Raw genomic sequence first — 19,151 nt, 5'->3', positions numbered from 1 at the left:
CATGGCGCGCGTCTTCATCAGCTACAAGCACACCGAACCCGACTCCTCGGTGGCTCGCGCGCTCGACCAGGCCCTGCGCCAGGCCGGTCATGACGTCTTCGTCGACCTCACCCTGCCCGTGGGCGTCGAATGGGCCAAGCAGATCGAAGCCGAGCTGCAGCGCACCGACTTCCTCGTCGCCCTCCTCTCCGGGCGCTCGCTCCAGAGCGAGATGACCCTCGAGGAGATCGGCACCGCCTGGCGGCTGAAGAAGGGCCTGCTGCCCGTGCGCCTCGCCTGGAGGGAGCCCTTCAAGTACCCCCTGAGCGCCTGGCTCAATCCCATCAACTGGGCCTTCTGGGATGAGCCCTCCGACACGCCTCGGGTAGCGGAGGAGCTCCTCCGGGCCATCGCGGGCGCCACGCTACCCGTGGGCCAGGGCCATCCCCACCGTGAGCACCTCCAGCCGGCCCCCGCCGCGCCCCTCCCCCAGCCGCTGCCGCTGGCCTGCATCACCTTCGAGACGGGCGCCATGGCGGTCGAGTCCCGCCTCTACATCCAGCGCCCCGCCGATGAGATCGCCACCTCCCTCATCCGCCGCAGGGGGCAGACGCTCAACATCAAGGGCGCTCGCCAGATGGGCAAGAGCTCACTGCTCATGCACCTGCTCGACGAGGCCCTGAAGGCCGGCAAGCGCCTGGCCTTCATCGACTTTCAGGAGTTCGACTCCGCCGCCTTCACCGACGACGACGTGTTCTTCCGCACCTTCTGCGCTTCCATCAGCGAGCAGCTCTCGCTGCCCAACCAGGTGGATACCAGCTGGGAGCCGCGCCTGGGCAACGTCCAGAGCTGCGGCCGCTACGTGGGCAACTCCGTGCTCAAGTCCCTGGACACGCCCCTGGTCCTCGCCCTGGACGAAGTGGACCGGCTCCTCGATGTGCCCTTCCGCTCCGACTTCTTCGGCATGCTGCGCAGCTGGCACGAGAAGCGCGCGCAGCCCATCGCTGACACCTGGAAGAAGCTGGACCTCGTGCTCGTCAGCTCCACCGAGCCGTACCTGCTCATCGACAACCTCCAACAATCCCCCTTCAACATCGGAGAGCAGCTCGAGCTGTTCGACTTCTCCGCCGAGGAGGTCACCCGCCTCAATCAACTCCATGGGCCCGCCGTCGACCCCGAGCAGGAGCGCCAACTGTTCGCGCTCCTGGGAGGCCACCCGTACCTGGTGCGCCGGGCGCTCTACCTCATCGCCACCAAGCGCATGTCCGCCTCGGAGCTGCTCACCCACGAGGACATGGACGCCGGCCCCTTCGGCGACCACCTGCGCCACCTGCTCGTCCTGATCAATCGCCGGCAGAAGCTGATCGAGGCCATGAAGGAGATCCTCCTCCACGGCACCTGCCGGGACGCCACCCTCCTGTACCAACTGCGCAGCGCGGGACTGGAGCGCCACCAGGGAACCCGGGCGATGCCTCGCTGCGAGCTGTACGCCCGCTACTTCAGGAAGCATCTCCTTGGCTGACACGCACCTGTTCACCACCGGAGGCACCGTCCAGGCCAGCGGCGGCCTCTATCTGACCCGCCGGGCCGACGAAGAGCTGCTCGCGCTCTGCCGCGAGGGCACCTTCGCCTTCGTGCTCACCGCCCGGCAGATGGGTAAGTCCAGCCTCATGACCCGCACTTCCGAGCGGCTCATCGCGCAGGGCTGCCGCTCCGTCATCATCGACCTCAATGCGCTGGGCACGCGGCTCACCGTCGAGCAGTGGTACCTGGGCCTGCTGGTGGAGTTGGAGAGCCAGCTCTCGCTGAAGCAGTCCGTGACCGACTGGTGGCACGAGCACGAGCACCTGGGAGCGCCGCAGCGCCTGGCGCGTTTCCTCGAAGCGGTCGTCCTCACCGAGGTCCAGGAGCGGGTGGTCATCTTCATCGATGAGATCGACACCACGCAGAGCATGGACTTCACGGATGACTGCTTCGCCACCATCCGCTTCCTCTACAACTCCCGGGCGCAGCAGCCGGAGCTGAAGCGCTTGTCCTTCGTGCTCCTGGGCGTCGCCACGCCGGGGAGCCTCGTGAAGGACCCTCGGCGCACGCCCTTCAACCTGGGCCAGCGGGTGGAGCTTACCGACTTCACCTTCGAGGAGGCCCTGCCCCTGGCCGCGGGCCTGGGCCTGCCACCGGATCAATCCCAGCAAGTACTGCGGTGGGCCTTGGAGTGGACCGGCGGACACCCCTACCTCACGCAACGGCTGTGCCGCGAGCTGGCCGAGGCCGGCGCCACGTCCCAGGAGGAGGTGCGCGCGGTGGTGTCGCGCGTCTTCATCGGCGAAAAGAGCTGGCAGGACAACAACCTCCAATTCGTCCGCCAGATGCTGACGAAGGGGCCCCCCGCCGCTCCCGACGTGGGGGACGTGCTGAGCACCTACCTCGCCGTGCGGCTCGGGCGGCGCGTCCCCGATGAAGAGCAGTCCCGCGTGAAGTCACACCTGAAGCTCTCGGGCGTGGTGCGCCGTGAGCGCGATGCGCTGGTCCTCCGCAATGCCATCTACCGCCAGGTGTTCGACCCCCGCTGGGTCCGCCAGAACCTCCCGTTCCACTGGAAGCGGCTCTTGCAACGGGCGGCCCCGGCCCTGGTCGTCATCGGCCTGGCGCTTCTGGCCACGCTCACCCTGCTCCTCTTCCGGATGGCGGCCGAGGTGGACCGGCGAAGCGCCGAGTCCTTCGCCGTCCGCACCGCCTCTCGCGCCCAGTTCCTCCGCCGGCAGCGGCCCGAGGCGCTGCCGCTCAGTGTCCTGCTGGCCGTCGAGTCCGTTCGCAAGCAGCCCCACCCCGATGGTCTGGGGGAGCTGATCCGCGGCACCGAGCTGATGCGGCCGACCCTGGCACACCTCGACCACGACGCCCCCGTCCAGGCCGTGGCGCTCAGCGGTGACGGCAAGCTGCTGGCCACCGCCAGCTCCTCCCTCCCCGACGGTGGCGTCACCCGCGGCCCGCACACCGTGCGCCTGTGGGACACCTCCTCGGGAAAGCTCCTGGCTCAGCTCGAGCACGAGGACACCGTGCGCGCCCTGGCCTTCAGCCCCGACGGCTCGCGCCTGGCCACCGCCAGCAATGACCACGCCGCGCGCCTCTGGGACACCTCCTCGGGCAAGCTCCTGGCTCGCCTGCTCCATCAGGGTCCCGTGGTCGCCCTGAGCTTCAACCCCCAGGGCTCGCGTCTGGCCACCGCCAGCGACGACCTCACCGCGCGCCTCTGGGCCGTCTCCTCCGGAAGCCCCCTGGCCATCCTGCGCCATGACGGTCCCCTCCATGCGGTGGCCTTCAGCCTCGACGGCTCGCGCCTGGCCACCGCCAGCAACGACCGCTCCGCGCGCCTCTGGGATGCCTCCTTCGCGACACCTCGGGGCACCGGGCCTCCCCTCGAAGCGAAGTACCTGGCCCTGCTGCCTCATGACGTCATCGTCTATGGCGTGGCCTTCAGCCCCGACGGCACGCGTCTGGCCACCGCCAGTCAGGACAACGTGGTGCGCCTCTGGGCAATCGCCTCCCAGAAGCTCGTGGGCGTGCTGAAGCACGATGCTCCCGTGGCCACCGTGGCCTTCAGCCCCGACGGCACGCGCCTGGCCACCGCCGGCTTCGTCACCACCTCGCGCCTCTGGGACATCTCCTTCTCGGACCCTCCCGGCGCCGAGCCCCTCGCACCCGAGCCCCTGGCCGACCTCCGTCACAAGGGCAGGGTCTTCGCCGTGGCCTTCAGCCCCGACAGCAGCCTGCTGGCCACCGGCAGCTCCGACACCACCGCGCGTCTCTGGGACGCCTCCTCCGGAAAGGCCCTGGCCATCCTGTCCCACCAGGGCGCCGTCAATGCCGTGGCCTTCGGCCCCGACGGCTCGCGCCTGGCCACCGGCAGCGACGACCACACCGCGCGCCTCTGGCAGGCCTACCCGGGAAAGCCCCTGGCCATCCTGGCTCACGACCAATCCGTCAGCGCCGTGGCCTTCAGCCCCGACGGCTCGCGCCTGGCCACCAGCGATGACAAGACCGCGCGCCTCTGGGAGGTCTCCTCGGGAAAGCTCCTGGCGCTCCTGCCGCACCAGGGCCACATCAACGCCCTGACCTTCAGCCCCGATGGCAAGCTCCTCGCCACGAGCGCCAACGACGCCCTCTCCTGTCTGTGGCGCTCCGCCGATGGGGTACAGCAGGGATGCCTGCCGCACGATGGCCCCGTCCACGCGGCGGCCTTCAGCCCCGATGGCACACGCCTGGCCACCGCCAGCCTCGACGCCACCGCGCGCCTGTGGGAGCTCTCCTCCCCCTCGGGTCTGCTCCAGTTCCAGTTCCTGGCGCGCCTGCCGCACGAGGATGCCGTCACCGCCGTGGCCTTCGACCCCCATGGCAGGCTGCTGGCCACCGCCAGCAACGACGGCACCGCGCGGCTCTGGGCCGCCGCCCCCACCGAGCCCGCCGAAGCCAGGCCCCTGGCCATCCTGCGCCACAACGCCTCCGTTCATGCGGTGGCCTTCGGTCCCGACTCGCTCCTGGCCACCGCCAGCGCCGACCACACCGCGCGCCTCTGGGCCACCTCGTCCGCGCAGCCTTCCGAAGCGCGGCCCCTGGAGCCACAGCCCGTGGCCACACTGCTCCACGCCGGCCCCGTCCATGCGGTGGCCTTCAGCCCCGACGGCACGCGCCTGGCCACCGCCAGCGATGACCACACTGCGCGCCTCTGGGATACCTCCTCCGGAGTGCCGCTCGTCCTCCTCGCTCACGACGGCCCCGTCAACACCGTGACCTTCGGCCCCGAGGGAAAGACCCTGGCCACCTCCAGCCTCGACACCACCGCGCGCCTGTGGGACGTCGCCTCCGGAGAGGCCCTCGTGCGCCTCGACTACCGCGACGCCGTGAACGCCGTGGCCCTCAGCCCCGATGGCCGGCTGCTGGCCACCGCCACCGGCAATGGGACAGGACACCTCGCCCCCTGGCACGCTGGGGAGCTGCTGGAGATCGCCTGCGGCTTGCTGGACCGGAACATGACGCACGAGGAGTGGCTGCAACACATCGGCAACCAGGAGCCCTACCAGCGCGCCTGTCCCAACCTCCCGTGAGCCCTCCGGCCGCGCAATCCACCGGGTTCGGTCTCCGCGCGCGAGGCCAAGAGACACTCCAAGTCCGCGTAACTCCCCGGGATCAACGTGTCAGACCCGCTCTGTAGTGTGGCTCCATCAACGACACTCGCAGGGGTCACTCCCATGGCAGAAACCCGTGAGTCGCCGCGCGTCTCGGTCAACAAGCTGGGCGAATACCTCACCGCCACGCCCGCGCGACGCAAGCGCATCATCCACGACCAGAAGCACCCGTGTGATCCGCAGCTCCTCCGCTACCCCGAGGCCTCCGCCGCCATCACCGACTTCCTGTGCAACGGAATGAACGGCGGCATCCTCCGCGACCACCAGGAGCGCTTCTTCAACACCGTGCCGCAGTCGGAGTTCGAGGCACAGCGCCTGCAACTGTGCATCGAGGCGCTGGACCGCTTCGCCGCGCTGGTGCCTCGGCTCGAGCTCGACAACGTCATCGTCAGCGCCGTGGGCACCGAGCCTCCCGTCATGGAGATGGCCGGCGTCACCATCAGCGTGCGCCCCGAAGTGGCGCTGCAGATGGTGGACCGCCGCGGCGAGAACAAGGTGGGGCTGCTCAAGCTCTACTTCTCCAAGTGGCACTCGCTGGATGAGCGCTCGGGCCAGTACATCGCCACGCTGCTGCAGAGCTTCGCCCAACAGCACCTCCAGCGCCTGGGCCCGGTGGACCACCGGTTGATCCACGTCGTGGACGTGTTCGCCGGCACCCTGTTCCAGGCGCCCAAGGCCAACTCCCGCAGGCTCCATGACGTGGAGCTGGCGTGTGAGGAGATCGGCGCCCTGTGGGGCGTTCACTGACGCGCCACGTGGTGGCCGTTGAACACTGCCCGGCGCCGTGGCGCCTGAAAAGCGCGGCGGCTTCCCGCCTCCGGTCGCTCGCGCTACGCTGGGTGGGCCGTGGAGGTCCACCTTGCCCTGGGCAAGGGGCCTCCCATCCTTAGACGTCGGGCCGCGCATGCGGCGAGGGCAGGGGCCGTTGCTGGAAGCGTTGTGGGACAGAAGGCTCCTGCTCATCTCGGGCAAGGGTGGAGTGGGCAAGAGCACTCTCTCGGCGGCCATTGCTCGCGCCGCGGTGCGGGCCGGCCGCACGGTGCTCCTCGCCGAGCTGACGCCCGGCCTCGAAGGCCCATCCATGCTGGGGCCCCTCGTGGGCGCCCGTGAGCCCGGCCCCGAGGTGACCCAGGTGGAGCCGGGCCTGTCCTTCGTCCGGCTGGCGGCGCCCTCGGGCCACCGCCGCTTCCTCCAGGACGTGCTGCCCCTGCGCCTCATGGCCGACGCGGCGATGCGCTCGCGCGCCCTGCGCCGCTTCCTCGAGGCCGGCCCCGCCCTCTGGGAGATGGGCGTCATGTACCACCTGTTGGATCTGGTGCGGCACACCGGCAAGGACGGCGGCTTCGCCCACCCGCTGTGCGTGGTGGACCTGCCCGCCACCGGCCACGCGCTCGCCCTGGCCTCGCTGCCGCGCTCGCTGCTCACGGTGTTGCCGGGAGGCCCCATCGGCCGCGCCGTGCGCGAGGGCTTCGGCCTGCTCCAGGACACCCGCCAGACCGCCGTGCTGCTGGCCACCCTGCCCGAGCCGCTGCCCGTGAGCGAGGCGCTGCAGCTCGAAGGCGAGATGCGCGAGCTGGGCCTGCCGCTGGCCGCCGCGCTGCTCAACCGCATGCCCGACAATCCCTTCCCCGAGCCGCACTCCCGCGCCGCGCTGGACACGCTGCTCGCTGCCCACGGCCCTCACGAGGGCTCTCGCGCGCTGGCGCGGCTGGACGTGGCCCGCTCCAGCCACGTGCGCCTGAGCGCGGGCCTCAGCGCCCCCGTGCTGTGCCTCCCCGAGCGCCCCGCCACCGGCCCCGCCCTCGTGGAGCAGCTCGCCGAGGCGCTCAGCCCCGCTCGCGCCAGGCAGCGGGCCGGAGGAACCTCATGAGCCTCCATCCCCTGTTGCGCGACAAGCGCGTGCTCGTGCTGTGCGGCGCTGGCGGCGTGGGCAAGACGACGACGGCGGCGGCGCTCGGCGTGGCGGCCGCGCGCGCGGGCCGGCGCGTGCTCGTGCTCACCATTGATCCGGCGCGGCGGCTCGCCGAGGCCATGGGCCTGCCCGCCGGTGGCGCCGAGCCCACCACCGTCCCCGCCGAGCGCCTGCGGCAGGGAGACGCCACGGCCACCCCGGGACAGCTCGACGTGTGGATGCTGGACCCCGGCATCATCTTCGAGCGCATGGTGCGGCGCATGTCCCCCACGCCGGAGGCGGCGCGCACCATCCTCGAGCACCGCTTCTATGGCTTCCTCTCAGGGCTGGTGGCCGGCGTACAGGAGTACGCGGCGGCCGAGGCGCTCGACGCCTTCCTGCACGAGGGCCGCTACGAGCTGATCATCCTGGACACGCCCCCCAGCCGCAACGCGCTGGACTTCCTCGAGGCGCCCGGCCGGCTCTCGCGCTTTCTGGATGACCGCGTGGTGAGCCTCTTCGGGTTGGACTCGGGAGGAGGGCGCGGCGGCGGGCTGTGGCGCAAGGCCACGCAATTGGTGAGCGGGGTGCTGGGCTCCGTCTTCGGGGACAGCTTCGTGGGAGACCTGCGCTCCTTCGTCTCCGCCTTCAGCGGGCTGTTCGCCGGCATCCGGCTGCACACCGAGCGGCTGCGCGCGCGGCTCTCCTCGCCCGAGGCGGCCTTCCTGCTCGTCACCTCTCCGGAGGCCGCGGCGCTGGAGGAGGCGGCCTTCTTCCGCAAGACGCTCACGGAGCAGGGCCTGCCCTTCGCCGGCTACGTGCTCAACCGAAGCTGGGCGCGCGACGAGGAGTTGCCCACGCCCGAGGCGCTCTTGCGCCACGTGCCCGGCGATGACGCGGCGCGCACCGGCGTGGAGGCCCTGTCCCGCCTGGCCCAGTGGGAGCGCGAGCGAGCAGGCGAGCACCGCCGGCTCCTGGCGCGGCTCGCCGAGCGGCTGCCCACCGGCGCGGTGGCGGTGGCCGCCCCCGAGGTGGGCGGAGAGCTGGAGGACTTCGCCGGCCTCACGCGCCTGGGCGAGGCGCTCGGAGCTCCCGCGGTTCGTTGACCAGCGGGCGCGCCGGGTGTCCGGCTTCGTGCGCACAGCGCCGCGAAGCTGCCCGGCTGCCGACAGAAGACGTGAATCCTTCCCCCGCTCCCTTGGTGCGCCGCGAGGCCAGCCCCAGCCTTCGCCGCCCGCGCTCTCCATTCCGAGCGCGGCAACGCTCACCCTTGCGCAGTCGGAGGTTCACGAAGATGGCCGACAGAAGAACGGACAACGGTAGGGACGATGCTCGCAGCGCGCAGCAGCAGCAGCGCTCGGGGATGTCGGATGTCAGCACCGGGATGATGGGGAGCGCCAGCGTGCCCTCGCGCAGCCCCGACGTGGCGCCGCCTGGCTCGCGCGAGCGCTCCGAGTCGGATGTGACGGGCTATAGCCCCGCGCGCGATGAGGACCCGGCCATGCGCCAGGGCCGCTTCCACCGCGCCGCCGCCATGCGCCTGGCCCAGCCCCGCACCTCCGCGGACATGGGCACGGGCCTCCACGCGGGGACTCCCATGGGCACCACGGGCCACATGGGCTCCACCCGCCCGGACTCCCTCAACCGGGATGACCGCGCGGGCTACCGCGGCAGCGACATGCGCGAGCTCGGCTACGGCGGCGCTGACCAACGTGGCCCCTACGGCCGCGATGACCGCGATGACCGCTATGCCTCCGGCGTGGGCACCCAGATGCGCATGGGCGAGCAGGACATCCGCCACTCGCTGGAGATGCGCCGCGACACCGGCGGCGAGAACTTCCGCCCGTGGGACCGCACCGGCTACGGCGCCGACGAGCGCCAGCTGCGCGAGGAGCGCGGCCAGTACTCCAGCGGCCAGTACGGCTCCCAGGGCCGCGTCTCCGGCGAGCGGTACGACCCGATGCTCGGCATGGGCCACGCCAGCCCCGGCCAGCCGGGCATGGGCGTGAACCTCGGCCAGGGCGGCACCTATACCGCCCGGAGCGGGGACACCGGCCGCATGGGCATGGGCAGCACGGACATGGGCACCGGCCGCCGCCGCTGGCAGCGCGAGCCGCTCACCGCCCGCGAGGTCATGACGCGCGGCATCAAGACGGTGCGCCGCGACAGCCCGCTGCGCGACGTCGCTCAGATCATGAAGGACGAGGACTGCGGCGTCGTCCCCATCGTGGACGACAAGGGCACCCTGGTGGGCATCATCACCGACCGCGACATGGTCATCCGCGCCTTCACCGGCGGAAAGACGCCGGATCAGCTCCGCGCGGGCGACGTGATGACCGACGATGTGGAATGCGTCCACCCCGAGGAGAGCATCCACAGCGTCATCGAGCTGATGGGCAAGCGGCAGATCCGCCGGATTCCCGTCGTGGAGCGCGATGACCGCGTCGTCGGCCTCATCTCCATGGGCGACATCGCCAACCGCGCCGACTACGACGAGGAGCTGCAGGAGGCGCTCGACCGCGTCTCCTCCAAGCGCTCCTTCTGGAGCCGGTTGACGTAGTGCGTCAGCCGTAGGGCTGGGGGAGGCGCGAACACGGGCGCCTCCCCGAAGGCCTCGCGCGGACACTCACGGGTGGGGGGATCTCCCGGTCCCTCCACCTGGAGGCCCTGGCGGCGAGGCCGGGGCGGATCAGCTGGCGGAGGTGCTCGCCTTGGGGGCCACGTGCGGGGCCCGCTCCGGAGCGGTGGTGGGGTCCACGCGGCGGCCCAGGACGTTGAAGCCCACGCGCTCCTCGCCGCCGACCAGCCACGCCAGGTGACGCGGTACCTTCAGCTTGATGGGCTCCACTTCCTCACGCGGCATCAGCGCCGGCGCGAGCGCGGTGCGCACCACGATGCGACCCTGGAACGGAGAGGTCGTCGGGTACTTCCAACCCAGCACGGCAGGCTTCTCGGTGGCGAGCGTCAGCAAGGAGTCCTCCGGGAGAACGTGATTGCGTAGCAATCCCAGGGCCAACGCCGCCGAGCACCCTCCAAATCCCAGGATTTCACAGAACTCTTGAATTAACCAGGGGTTAGCAAGAGTCCCAGGACCGATGAGTTGTCGTATTTCCACCGTGCTGCGGGTCATGAATGACCCGATCACCTGAAATGCGGGTCACACAACACCCGCCCCGCCCTCCTGGGTCCCCTGACCCCGCTGCCTCGTGCCAACCCCTTGTCCTGACGGGGGTATTCACCTCCACGAGGTGCCGACAGCAACCTTGGAAGCGCTGCCAGCCTTCATGACCCGCCAAGTCTTGCGCGGGCATGGGTGCTGGAAGCCCCACCGAGGTGGTTCATCATCCGTGGGGCAGATTCGTCATTCGGCGGTCAGGTGTCTAGCCCTCCTGGCTCGCCTGCCGCTGATCCTCGCGCGGTGTCTCCAGTAGCGGACAGGGCGCCTGTTGAGTCCTGGATTCACGGCTCAAGCGGGAAGAAGTGGCTGAAGGGGCCATTGCCCAGCCCGAGGGCGAGGGGGTGGCGGAGCGCGGTGGTGACGTAGTCCTTGGCGCGGCGGGTGGCCTCGAGCCCGTCGCGGCCGAGGGCCAGGTGGGCGGCGATCGCGGCCGAGAGGGTGCAGCCGGTGCCGTGGGTGTTGCGGGTGTCCACGGGGGCGACCTGGAGCGTCTCCAGGTGTTGGCCGTCGAACCACACGTCGGTGCCGCGCAGCTCGCCGCTCATGCCTCCGCCTTTGACGAGCACGGCCCGGGGGCCGAGCCGGTGGATGCGGCGGGCCGCCTCGCGCATGTCGTCGAGCGTTTGCAGCTCCAGGCCGGAGAGGAGCTGGGCCTCGTGGCGGTTGGGGGTGGCGATGGCGGCCAGGGGGAGCAGGAGCTCGCGCAGGGCGCTCACGGCCTCGTCGTCGATGAGGCGCGAGCCGGCGCGCGAGACCATGACGGGGTCCACCACGAGCGGCGCGAGGTTCAGGGCGCGGACGTGGTGGGCCACGGCGGAGATGATGTCGCGGTTGACGAGCATGCCCGTCTTGACGGCGCCGACGCCGATGTCGGTGGCCACGGCGAGGATTTGGGCGGTGACGCTGGCGGCGGGCAGCACGTCCACGCGGGTGACGCCCAGGGTGTTCTGCGCGGTGATGGCGGTGAGGGCGCTGGTGCCGTGGACGCGGTGGAACGCGAAGGTGCGCAGGTCGGCCTGGATGCCGGCGCCGCCTCCGCTGTCCGAGCCGGCGATGGTGAGCGCGGTCGCCACGTGCCTGGGGGATTGCATCGTCTAGGGAACCTCCTGGGGCGCGGGAGCTTATGCGCTCGGACACGGGTGCGGGCATGGAGACGCAGGGGTATGGCTCGTTGGCCACGCCTCGCCTGTGCTCCCCTCTGAGAAGGGCCCTGGCGCCAAAGGTGCATTGCGGCGGTTCCGTCTTCTTCTCTCACCGGAGCCCGCATGCAGCCCTCCTCGCTCACCGCGCTCGGCGGAGCGCACGCCCTTGCCTTGCCTTCCGTCCGGCCCCTCGCGATTGGCCTCGGCGGTATCGCCCTCTTCGGCTTCGCCCTGCGCACCGCCGTTACCCATGAGGGCTTCAGCGCCGCTCATCTCGGCTGGGCCTTCGCTCTCCCCGCCGTGTCCCTCATGGCCTGGGCCCTGTGCCTCCCCGCCCTCTACATCCTCTGGGCTACTCGACAGCCCGGCCTCGGCGCCGCCCACTGCGCTCAGGCCGCCCTCGAGGCCCTTCACACCCTCGGACTGTGTCTGGCCTCCACCACGCCCATCCTCTGGTTCTTCGCCGCTACCGCCCCCGAGTCCAGCATCGCTTCGCCGCTGGCCTTCCTCTTCACCCTCCTCGCTCTCGTCGCCAGTGGCCACACCTTCTCCCTGGCCCTCCAGCGCTACGGCGCCTCCTTCGCTGGCTACACCCGCGTCGCCTTCCTCGCCCTCCACGCCATCACCTTCACCCAGTGCGCTCGCGGTACCGGGCTCTACTGGTAGCTCCTCACGAGGCCCTCCATGTCCCTGCCCGTGTCCTCCGTCGCTCCCTCCGAGTCCCCCGTCCCCTCCGTGCCTGTGCTGCCCGCGCTGCCCGCTTCCGCGAGCATCCTCCGCACCGCTGAGTTGCTGCTGCGCAACCCCTCCGCCGTGCTCGCCCAGGTTCAGGCCGGCGGCCCCGAGCTGCGCGAGCTGCCCCTGCGCCTCGCCGTCTGTGCCCTCATTGGCTTTGGCGCCTTTGGCTTCCTCCTCGGCCTCACCCGCTCGCCCCTCGCCGGGCTCGCCGCCGCTCCCAAGCTCATGCTCGTGGGCCTCGGCAGCCTCGCCGTGTGTCTGCCCGCCCTTCACGTCTATGGCCGACTCCTCGGCGGCCGCGGCTCCGCGCTCCAGGCCGTGTGCGAGGCCCTCGTCGCACTCTCCACCACCGGCCTCACCCTGCTTGGCCTGTGCCCCGTGTGGCTCGCCTTCGCCAACGCCGTCAACCACCCACCCACTGGCTACTTCCACGTCATGCTCGGCAGCCTCGCCTTCCTCGGGCTCGCCGCCCTGCGCGGGGTGTGGGTCCTCGTCAAAGCCCTGCGCATCCAGGGCCGCACCACCCTCCACCTCCTCGCGTGGACCGCCCTCTACGGCATGGTCGGCATCCAGATGGCCTGGGTCGTCCGCCCCTTCGTCGGCACCCCCGGCAGCCCCTCCGTCGCCTTCCGTCCCCTGGAGCGCAGCGCCTTCGACGCCGCCTCCACCCTCTGGCGCTCCAATGTCGATTCCCTCACCGGCGATTGGCGGCCGCGCTCCTCCGACTCCGAGGACCCCGAGGAGCGTTGGTGATGATCGCCCTCGTCACCGTCGCGGCCTACTGCCTGGCCGGCATCGCCGTCGCCTTCGTGCTCGCTCGCGGTGAGGCCCGGAGCGCCGGAGGCATGGCCCGCGCCGGACTCCACGCCGTCCTCTGGCCCCTGTTCCTCCCCGTGCTCATGCCCACCGCCGCCGCACCCGCCGGCGCTGGCGGCTCGCGCATCGACGCCGCCGAAGCCACCCTCCAGGACGCGCTCCAGCGGCTCGGTCGCGAGCTGGGGGACCCCCTGGCCCTGGAGACCGCGCGCGTACGCTCGCTCGGCACCGCCCTGCGCGCCGCCTCCCGTCGCCTCGCCGAGCTGGATGCCGTGCTGTCCTCTCCCGACCACGACACCGATGCGCTCGCCCGGGAGCTGGCCTCCATGGATGCTCGCACCGACGCCAAGCCCGTGGCCGACATCCTCCGCGAGCGTCTGGCCCACCTCTCCCGCTTGGAATCCCTGCGCGCCCAGGCCCGTGCCGACCTCGAGCGCGCCCTGGCCCGCTCCGGCGAGCTGGCCACCCGGCTCACCCTCCTGCGCTACGAGGGCGCCCATACCCACGCCGCCGGCCGTGCCCGCGAGCTCACCGACACCATCGATGAGCTGTGCCGCACCCTCGAGGAGGTCCGCGCCGCCTGAGCCCGCGATGAGCCGCCTAACCCCTTTCAGCACAGTTGCCGAAGGTGCTGAGCGATGGCCATCGTTTCCGTGGAGACAGAGCGATCAGGACTTGAGCGCCTGCCCAGGGCGGGGGCTGAGCAAACCTGTCAGACATCAGACAGGTTGGGCAGAAGCGCCGCCGGGGCGGCCCCTAATGCAAGACCCGGAGCCAACTTTCCACTGCGCAGCCTTCAGCACCTGGCGGAAGCGCCTGAGCGGCGATGCACACGAGAGGCGGCGGTCCTCTCTCGGGAACTGGGTCTTCACTCACTTACCTGAAGGGGCTTAAGCCTCCGAACATAGATGTTGTGCATCTCGTCCAGGGCTCTACCTGCATTCCCTTCCGCAAAGGTGCTGCAGCCCCTACCGGCAGTGGGTCAGCCAACCTGTCAGACAACTGGACCGATTCGCAAAGTGCGCGCCCCAGGGACACCGCGAAGGAAGCCGCCCGCTGGAGGCCGTGGCCCTTGGGAGAGCGGGACGGCCGGCGCGGGCGGACCCATCCGCTGATGGGGGGACCCGCGCCGAGACGAGGGGCCCGCGACCTGCGTGTCCCAAACGTGAGTTCGTGCCTGGCCTCCTCCTGAGTTCCCGGCGTTCACCCCTCGTGCTCTGGAGTGTCCGAGGGCTCAGGCCGGCGTGGTGGCCGGCGGCTCCGAGCGTTTCGCCGTCCCCTGCGTCATCTCCCGCCCCAGCAACCCCGGGTCGAAGTATGCGTAGAAGCGGCTGATTCGCTCGCCGTCCCACTCGATGATGGAGACGCCCTCGTAGTTCACCGCCGCGCCGTTCTGCGCCGTGCCCTGCGTCTCCCACTCCAGCGCCACCCGGTCTCCTGACTCAATCAAGTTCCGGAAGGTGGACTTCACCCGCGTCAGCATCCCCTTGTATTCCTTCCAGAACAGGCGCGCCCCCTCCCTCCCCGAAAACACCCGCGACGTGGCCACGTTGCTCACCTGCGCGTCATCGGCGAACAGCGAGACGAGCGGCTCCAGGTCTCCGCTCTCCTCCAGCTTCGTCAGGGCTTCCGCGAACCGCTGCGCTCGCTCCATCGGCATGTGTCCCTCGCTCGGCGACAAAGGCGTCTCGCCGGAAACGGTGTTCACTCGACGGCCTCTCCGCCCTACTCGACGCCCACTCCCCTGCCCCGCGAGGTGGCTCCAGCTTTCCCCTGTTGCCCCCCAGGCGCGGACGCAGCCCCGCCGGGCGGGTAAGCTGGAGCCGCCATGGAACGCATCCGCTCGCCTGGCCCCTCCGAGGACCTCGGCCCCGACACGATCCACCCGCTGCCGGAGACCCACGCCCTCCAGGCATTGCTGGTGGCCGTGCAGTCCCCGGGCGCCCTTCAGGAGGAGGTGGATGCGCTCCAGCAAGCGCTCGCCCAGCCGCTCGCCGAGGGAGAGTCCCCCCGTGTCCGGGCCGACTTCCTGCTCTCCCTGCTGGAGGCGCGCGAGGCCACGGGCCTCAAGGGCAGTGACGGGCGCACCCTGCGCACCTCCGCCGTGGAGGCCCTCATCGCCCTGGGCTACCCCTACGCCCTCGAGGTCCCTCCCGAGGCCCTCGACGAGGCCCACCGCGCGCGCGCCAACGCCCAGCCCCGCGACATCCCCGCCTTGGGGATCGGCGCCACCCTCGTCGGCCTCATCGCCCAGGGCCTCTACGCCGTGCCCCTCTCGCTCGAGTTCATCGATGGCTATCTCGGCAGCAGCCTGATCGGCCTGTTCCTGCTGGGCGCGGCGCTGGGGCCTTCCCTCTCCGCGTTGCTCGGCGGCTGGCTGCGCTCACCTGGCCTGCAGCGCGTGGGCGTCATCGCCATGGCCCTGGTGGGCAGCGTCTGGCTCGCCCTCGCCGCCCTGGGGTTCGCCTCGGAGCCGCTCGGCCACCCCTTCCCTCTCGTCGCGGTGGTCGCCGGCCTGTCGCTCGTGCTCGGCTCCGTACTGCTGCGCCACCCCGAGTGGCTCGCCCAGGAGGATGAGGCGCCCGCCACGCCCGAGGCGCCCGAAGCGCCGGACGACCCCTTGCGCTGAGCGGAGGAGCCCGCAAACACAACGAGGACCGCGGCCCGCGAAGGGCACACGGTCCTCGTGTGAGTGAAGCCCTGGACTCGACTACGCCGGGCCGGCGCCGTTGTACCAGCCGGTGATCTTCTTCACGTAGTTCTGCGTCTCCTTGAAGGGAGGCACGCCGCCGTACTTCTGCACGTTGCCCGGGCCCGCGTTGTAGGCGGCCAGCGCCAGCGTCGTGTCGCCCTTGAACATCTTCAGCATCTGCGACAGGTACTTGGTGCCGCCCTCGATGCTCTGGCGCGGGTCGTTCGGGTTCGTCACGCCCAGGCCACGCGCGGTGGCCGGCATCAGCTGCATCAGGCCCGTGGCACCCACCGGCGAGCGCGCGTTCGGGTTGAACGCCGACTCCTGCTGGATGACCGACTTGATGAGGCGCGCGGGCACGTTGTACTTCTGCGACATCTCGTTGATCAGCGCGTCGTACTTGTTCGACGAGAAGCCGCTCAGGTCGTTGTTACCCTTGGCCGGCCCGTTCGTGCTGCCCGTGTTGTTCGTGCCGCCCGTGTTGTTCGTGCCGCCCGTGTTGCTCGCCGGGCTGCTGCTGATCTGCGCGCCCATCTTCTCGAAGGCCGCGCGCGTCTTCGGGCCGTAGATGCCGATGGCGTCCACGCCGTTGTCGCTCTGGAACTTCTTGAGCGCCGCCTCGGTCTTCGGGCCGAAGATGCCCGGGCCCGTGCTCATGTCCGCCTGCGTCAGGTGGCCCGACTTCACCAGCGCGTTCTGGAGCTGCTCCACCTCGGGGCCCCGGGCGCCCTTCTTCAGCTCGCCCCCCGGCAGGGTCGTGCCCTTCATGTCCACGCTGCTCGCCGGAGGGGTCTGCGTCGGCGTCTCGCCGCCCGGCTGCGAGTTGGCCGGCGCCGTGCCCGGGTTCGGGTTGCCGCCCCCGAACGTCACCAGCTCATCCGTCGACTTGTAGCCCTGGGGGCCACCCGTCAGCCGGTTGCCGTCCTTCGTCAGGGTGATTTCCTTCCCCGTCGCCGGATCATTGGCGTAGTACACCGGCTTGCCGTCCTTCGTCCCACGGCCCGTCACGGTGATCCAGTGGTCGGTGCCGTTGGCGCCGCCGTTGCTGCCGGCCTTGTAGTCCACGCCGATGACCACCGGGCGGCCCGCGTCGATCTGCTTGTTGATGTTGTCGAAGCTCCAGCCCGGCTTGCTCGCGGTCAGCCCCGCCGCCTGCGCGGCCTTGCTCCACACGAGGCCGTTGCCCGAGTACCCGCCGTTCTTGTCCAGGTACGCGTCCAGCTCGCCCGGGTTGATGACCTTGCCGGAGATCTTGCTGATGGCCATCGCCGTGGAGCTCATCGCGCAGCCCGCCGCGGAGATGCTCGAGCCGGTGCCCAGCGCGCGACCGCCCCACTGCGCGTCGCCCTGCTTGAAGATGGGCGTGCCGTCCGCCGAGGTCTGGAACTGGCGGCCGTCCTCATCCTTCACCGGACCGCGAGCGGCGGTGGTGTTCGACGTCTCGCTCGCCTGGAACGTGTCGCCCGAGGGCTGGCCGGCGCTGCTGGGAGTGCCCGAGCCGGTCTCGAACTTGTCCGGCATCACCAGGTTCTGGCCAACCTTGATGCTGTTGACGTCCGAGAGATTGTTCTTCTTGGCGATCTCCTGAGCCGTCGTGCCAAAGCGCTTGGCCAGCTCGTTGAGGGTGTCGCCGCGACGGACAGAGTAGTTGGTATTCACGCTCATGGTCACTCGGGGGGTGAGGGCTTTTTCCATTCTCGCGGGAACCCCCAAAAAGTTGCGAGGGGGCGATCAGAAATCGCCCCCCCGCCGGTCCTGCTCGCTCGTTTGCTCAGCGACCCTGGGTCAAAATCAACCCCGGGCGATCTTGTCGAAGCGGTCCAGGCCGTACTTGTTGATGATGGAGATGAGCTTGTTGGAGTACTCGGGGTCGGTGGCGTAGCCGGCCTTGTGGATCTCCCGGGCGAACTGGGCCGCGTTGTCCGTGTGGTTGAAGGCGTTGGCGTAGCGGCGGTTGTCGCGCAGGAACTTGCCGTGGTCCGCGAAGGACTCGGCCGGCGAGTTGTACTTGCGGAAGTTGGCGTTCACCGTGACCCACTTGCCGTTGAGGAACTCCTTGGTGGGCATGGTGACGTGGCCGGCGGGGCCCTCGCCCTTGATGCCGAAGAAGTTGTTGGCCTTGGTGGCCAGGCCCGACTGGCCCGAGCCGCTCTCCAGCATCGCCTGCGCCAGCGTCACCGAGGCCGGCACGCCCGTCTGCCGCTGGCTCTTGATGGCGTCGGCCGCCACGCGGTCCAGGAACGCGTTGCCCGTCTTGGGCAGGTCACCCACCGGCGTGGTGGGGCCCGTGGGGTTGGTGGGCGTCGACGAGCCTCCGCCGATCTTCGCGCCGAGCTTCTCGAAGGCCGCGCGCGTCTTCGGGCCGTAGATGCCGATGGCGTCCACGCCGTTGTCCGCCTGGAACTTCTTGAGCGCCGCCTCGGTCTTCGGGCCGAAGATGCCCGGGCCCGTGCTCATGTCCGCCTGCGTCAGGTGGCCCGACTTCACCAGCGCGTTCTGGAGCTGCTCCACCTCGGGGCCCCGGGCGCCCTTCTTCAGCTCGCCCCCCGGCAGGGTCGTGCCCTTCATGTCCACGCTGCTCGCCGGAGGGGTCTGCGTCGGCGTCTCGCCGCCCGGCTGCGAGTTGGTCGGCGCCGTGCCCGGGTTCGGGTTGCCGCCCGAGAAGGTCACCAGCTCGCCCGTCGACTTGTAGCCCTGGGGGCCACCCGTCAGCCGGTTGCCGTCCTTCGTCAGGGTGATCTCCTTCCCCGTCGCCGGATCATTGGCGTAGTACACCGGCTTGCCGTTCTGCGTCCCGCGGCCCGTCACGGTGATCCAATGGTCGGTGCCGTTCGCGCCACCGTTGCTGCCGGCCTTGTAGTCCACGCCGATGACCACCGGGCGGCCCGCGTCGATCTGCTTGTTGATGTTGTCGAAGCTCCAGCCCGGCTTGCTGGCGCCCAGGCCCGCCATCTGCGCGGCCTTGCCCCAGATGAGCCCGTTGCCCGAGTAGCCGCCGTTCTTGTCCAGGTACTGGTCCAGCTCGCCCGGGTTGATCACCTTGCCGGTGATCTTGCTGATGGCCATCGCCGTCGACGTCATGGCGCAGCCCGCCGCCGCGAGGCTGGAGCTGGAGCCCAGCGTGCGGCCGCCCCACTGCGCGTCGCCCTGCTTGTAGATGGGGGTGCCGTCTCGCGAGGTGGGGAACTGCCGGCCGTCGTCATCCTTCGCCGGGCCGCTCTTGGCCGCCGTGGTCGCCGGGGCGCTCGCCTCGGGGGAGGGCTTGCTGCTGGTGCCGCTGTTGGTGCTCCCCGTGCGGGTGCCCTGCTCGAAGCTGTCCGGCATGATCAGCTTCTGGCCCACCTGGATCTTGTTGATGTCCTCCAGGCCGTTCTTCTTGGCGATCTCCTTGGCCGAAGTGCCGAAGCGCTTCGCCAGCTCGTTCAGGGTGTCGCCTTTGCGGACGGAATAGGTGTTCACGGTCGTCAAGGTCGTGCTCTCTCTAATGGAGGTCGGAACTGCAGTGACTCCATTGTCGGAGAGGACTCGC

General features: G+C 70.4%; 15 protein-coding genes. 10 read left to right on the top strand and 5 right to left on the bottom strand.

Features of this window, described 5'->3' with window-relative positions; genetic code table 11:
• Position 1 precedes the first annotated feature (1 nt).
• The 6 genes from SYV04_RS33580 (at position 2) to SYV04_RS33555 (ending at position 9,616) form a co-directional block, all read left to right on the top strand.
• Positions 2 to 1,501, top strand: coding sequence for an AAA-like domain-containing protein (locus SYV04_RS33580; protein ID WP_321550080.1), 1,500 nt, complete (start codon positions 2 to 4; stop codon positions 1,499 to 1,501).
• Entirely contained in the window at positions 1,494 to 5,084 is a 3,591-nt protein-coding gene (locus tag SYV04_RS33575) for an AAA-like domain-containing protein (protein ID WP_321550079.1), read from the top strand. Before SYV04_RS33580 ends, SYV04_RS33575 begins: the two co-directional genes overlap by 8 nt.
• A gap of 144 nt (positions 5,085 to 5,228) precedes the next feature.
• Positions 5,229 to 5,912 (top strand): hypothetical protein, encoded by a 684-nt coding sequence (locus SYV04_RS33570; protein ID WP_321550078.1) that lies wholly within the window; start codon positions 5,229 to 5,231, stop codon positions 5,910 to 5,912.
• Positions 5,913 to 6,069: 157 nt separating this feature from the next.
• Positions 6,070 to 7,035, top strand: a complete 966-nt coding sequence (locus SYV04_RS33565; RefSeq protein ID WP_321550077.1) for an ArsA-related P-loop ATPase — start codon at positions 6,070 to 6,072, stop codon at positions 7,033 to 7,035.
• Positions 7,032 to 8,162, top strand: a complete 1,131-nt coding sequence (locus SYV04_RS33560) for an ArsA family ATPase (RefSeq protein WP_321550076.1) — start codon at positions 7,032 to 7,034, stop codon at positions 8,160 to 8,162. Before SYV04_RS33565 ends, SYV04_RS33560 begins: the two co-directional genes overlap by 4 nt.
• A gap of 188 nt (positions 8,163 to 8,350) precedes the next feature.
• Positions 8,351 to 9,616, top strand: a complete 1,266-nt coding sequence (locus SYV04_RS33555) for a CBS domain-containing protein (RefSeq protein ID WP_321550075.1) — start codon at positions 8,351 to 8,353, stop codon at positions 9,614 to 9,616.
• Positions 9,617 to 9,745: 129 nt separating this feature from the next.
• On the opposite strand, the gene SYV04_RS33550 is transcribed toward SYV04_RS33555, so the two are convergent.
• Positions 9,746 to 10,027: a hypothetical protein gene (locus SYV04_RS33550; protein ID WP_321550074.1), complete on the bottom strand. Its 282-nt coding sequence runs from the start codon at positions 10,025 to 10,027 to the stop codon at positions 9,746 to 9,748.
• A gap of 488 nt (positions 10,028 to 10,515) precedes the next feature.
• Positions 10,516 to 11,325: a bifunctional hydroxymethylpyrimidine kinase/phosphomethylpyrimidine kinase gene (gene thiD / locus SYV04_RS33545; RefSeq protein WP_321550073.1), complete on the bottom strand. Its 810-nt coding sequence runs from the start codon at positions 11,323 to 11,325 to the stop codon at positions 10,516 to 10,518.
• Positions 11,326 to 11,499: 174 nt separating this feature from the next.
• Here thiD and SYV04_RS33540 point away from each other — a divergent pair, with 174 nt between their 5' ends.
• Genes SYV04_RS33540 through SYV04_RS33530 form a run of 3 tightly spaced genes read left to right on the top strand, consistent with a single transcriptional unit; the run spans position 11,500 to position 13,514 of the window.
• Complete coding sequence (locus tag SYV04_RS33540; protein WP_321550072.1) at positions 11,500 to 12,042, top strand: hypothetical protein; 543 nt, start codon at positions 11,500 to 11,502, stop codon at positions 12,040 to 12,042.
• A gap of 18 nt (positions 12,043 to 12,060) precedes the next feature.
• Positions 12,061 to 12,867 (top strand): hypothetical protein, encoded by an 807-nt coding sequence (locus tag SYV04_RS33535; protein ID WP_321550071.1) that lies wholly within the window; start codon positions 12,061 to 12,063, stop codon positions 12,865 to 12,867.
• A complete protein-coding gene (locus SYV04_RS33530; RefSeq protein ID WP_321550070.1) occupies positions 12,867 to 13,514 on the top strand; it encodes a hypothetical protein in 648 nt (215 codons plus the stop codon). The genes SYV04_RS33535 and SYV04_RS33530 overlap by 1 nt, the downstream gene beginning before the upstream one ends.
• A gap of 650 nt (positions 13,515 to 14,164) precedes the next feature.
• Here SYV04_RS33530 and SYV04_RS33525 read toward each other — a convergent pair.
• Positions 14,165 to 14,590 carry a nuclear transport factor 2 family protein gene (locus SYV04_RS33525; protein ID WP_321550069.1) on the bottom strand — a complete coding sequence of 142 codons (426 nt, stop codon included), beginning with the start codon at positions 14,588 to 14,590 and terminating at the stop codon, positions 14,165 to 14,167.
• Between the two features lie 168 nt (positions 14,591 to 14,758).
• On the opposite strand from SYV04_RS33525, the gene SYV04_RS33520 reads away from it, so the two are divergent.
• Positions 14,759 to 15,559: a hypothetical protein gene (locus SYV04_RS33520; RefSeq protein ID WP_321550068.1), complete on the top strand. Its 801-nt coding sequence runs from the start codon at positions 14,759 to 14,761 to the stop codon at positions 15,557 to 15,559.
• Positions 15,560 to 15,640: 81 nt separating this feature from the next.
• On the opposite strand, the gene SYV04_RS33515 is transcribed toward SYV04_RS33520, so the two are convergent.
• Together SYV04_RS33515 and SYV04_RS33510 are read right to left on the bottom strand one after the other, a co-directional pair.
• Positions 15,641 to 17,287, bottom strand: coding sequence for a transglycosylase SLT domain-containing protein (locus SYV04_RS33515; protein ID WP_321550067.1), 1,647 nt, complete (start codon positions 17,285 to 17,287; stop codon positions 15,641 to 15,643).
• A 126-nt stretch (positions 17,288 to 17,413) separates the two neighbouring features.
• Positions 17,414 to 19,081, bottom strand: a complete 1,668-nt coding sequence (locus SYV04_RS33510) for a glucosaminidase domain-containing protein (RefSeq protein WP_321550164.1) — start codon at positions 19,079 to 19,081, stop codon at positions 17,414 to 17,416.
• Between the last annotated feature and the right edge of the window lie 70 nt (positions 19,082 to 19,151).

Source organism: Hyalangium ruber, assembly GCF_034259325.1.
In the GTDB taxonomy this organism is placed as follows: Bacteria; Myxococcota; Myxococcia; order Myxococcales; family Myxococcaceae; genus Hyalangium_A; species Hyalangium_A rubrum.
Note: the sequence above shows the minus strand (reverse complement) of the source record. Positions and strands in the feature narration are given on the sequence as shown.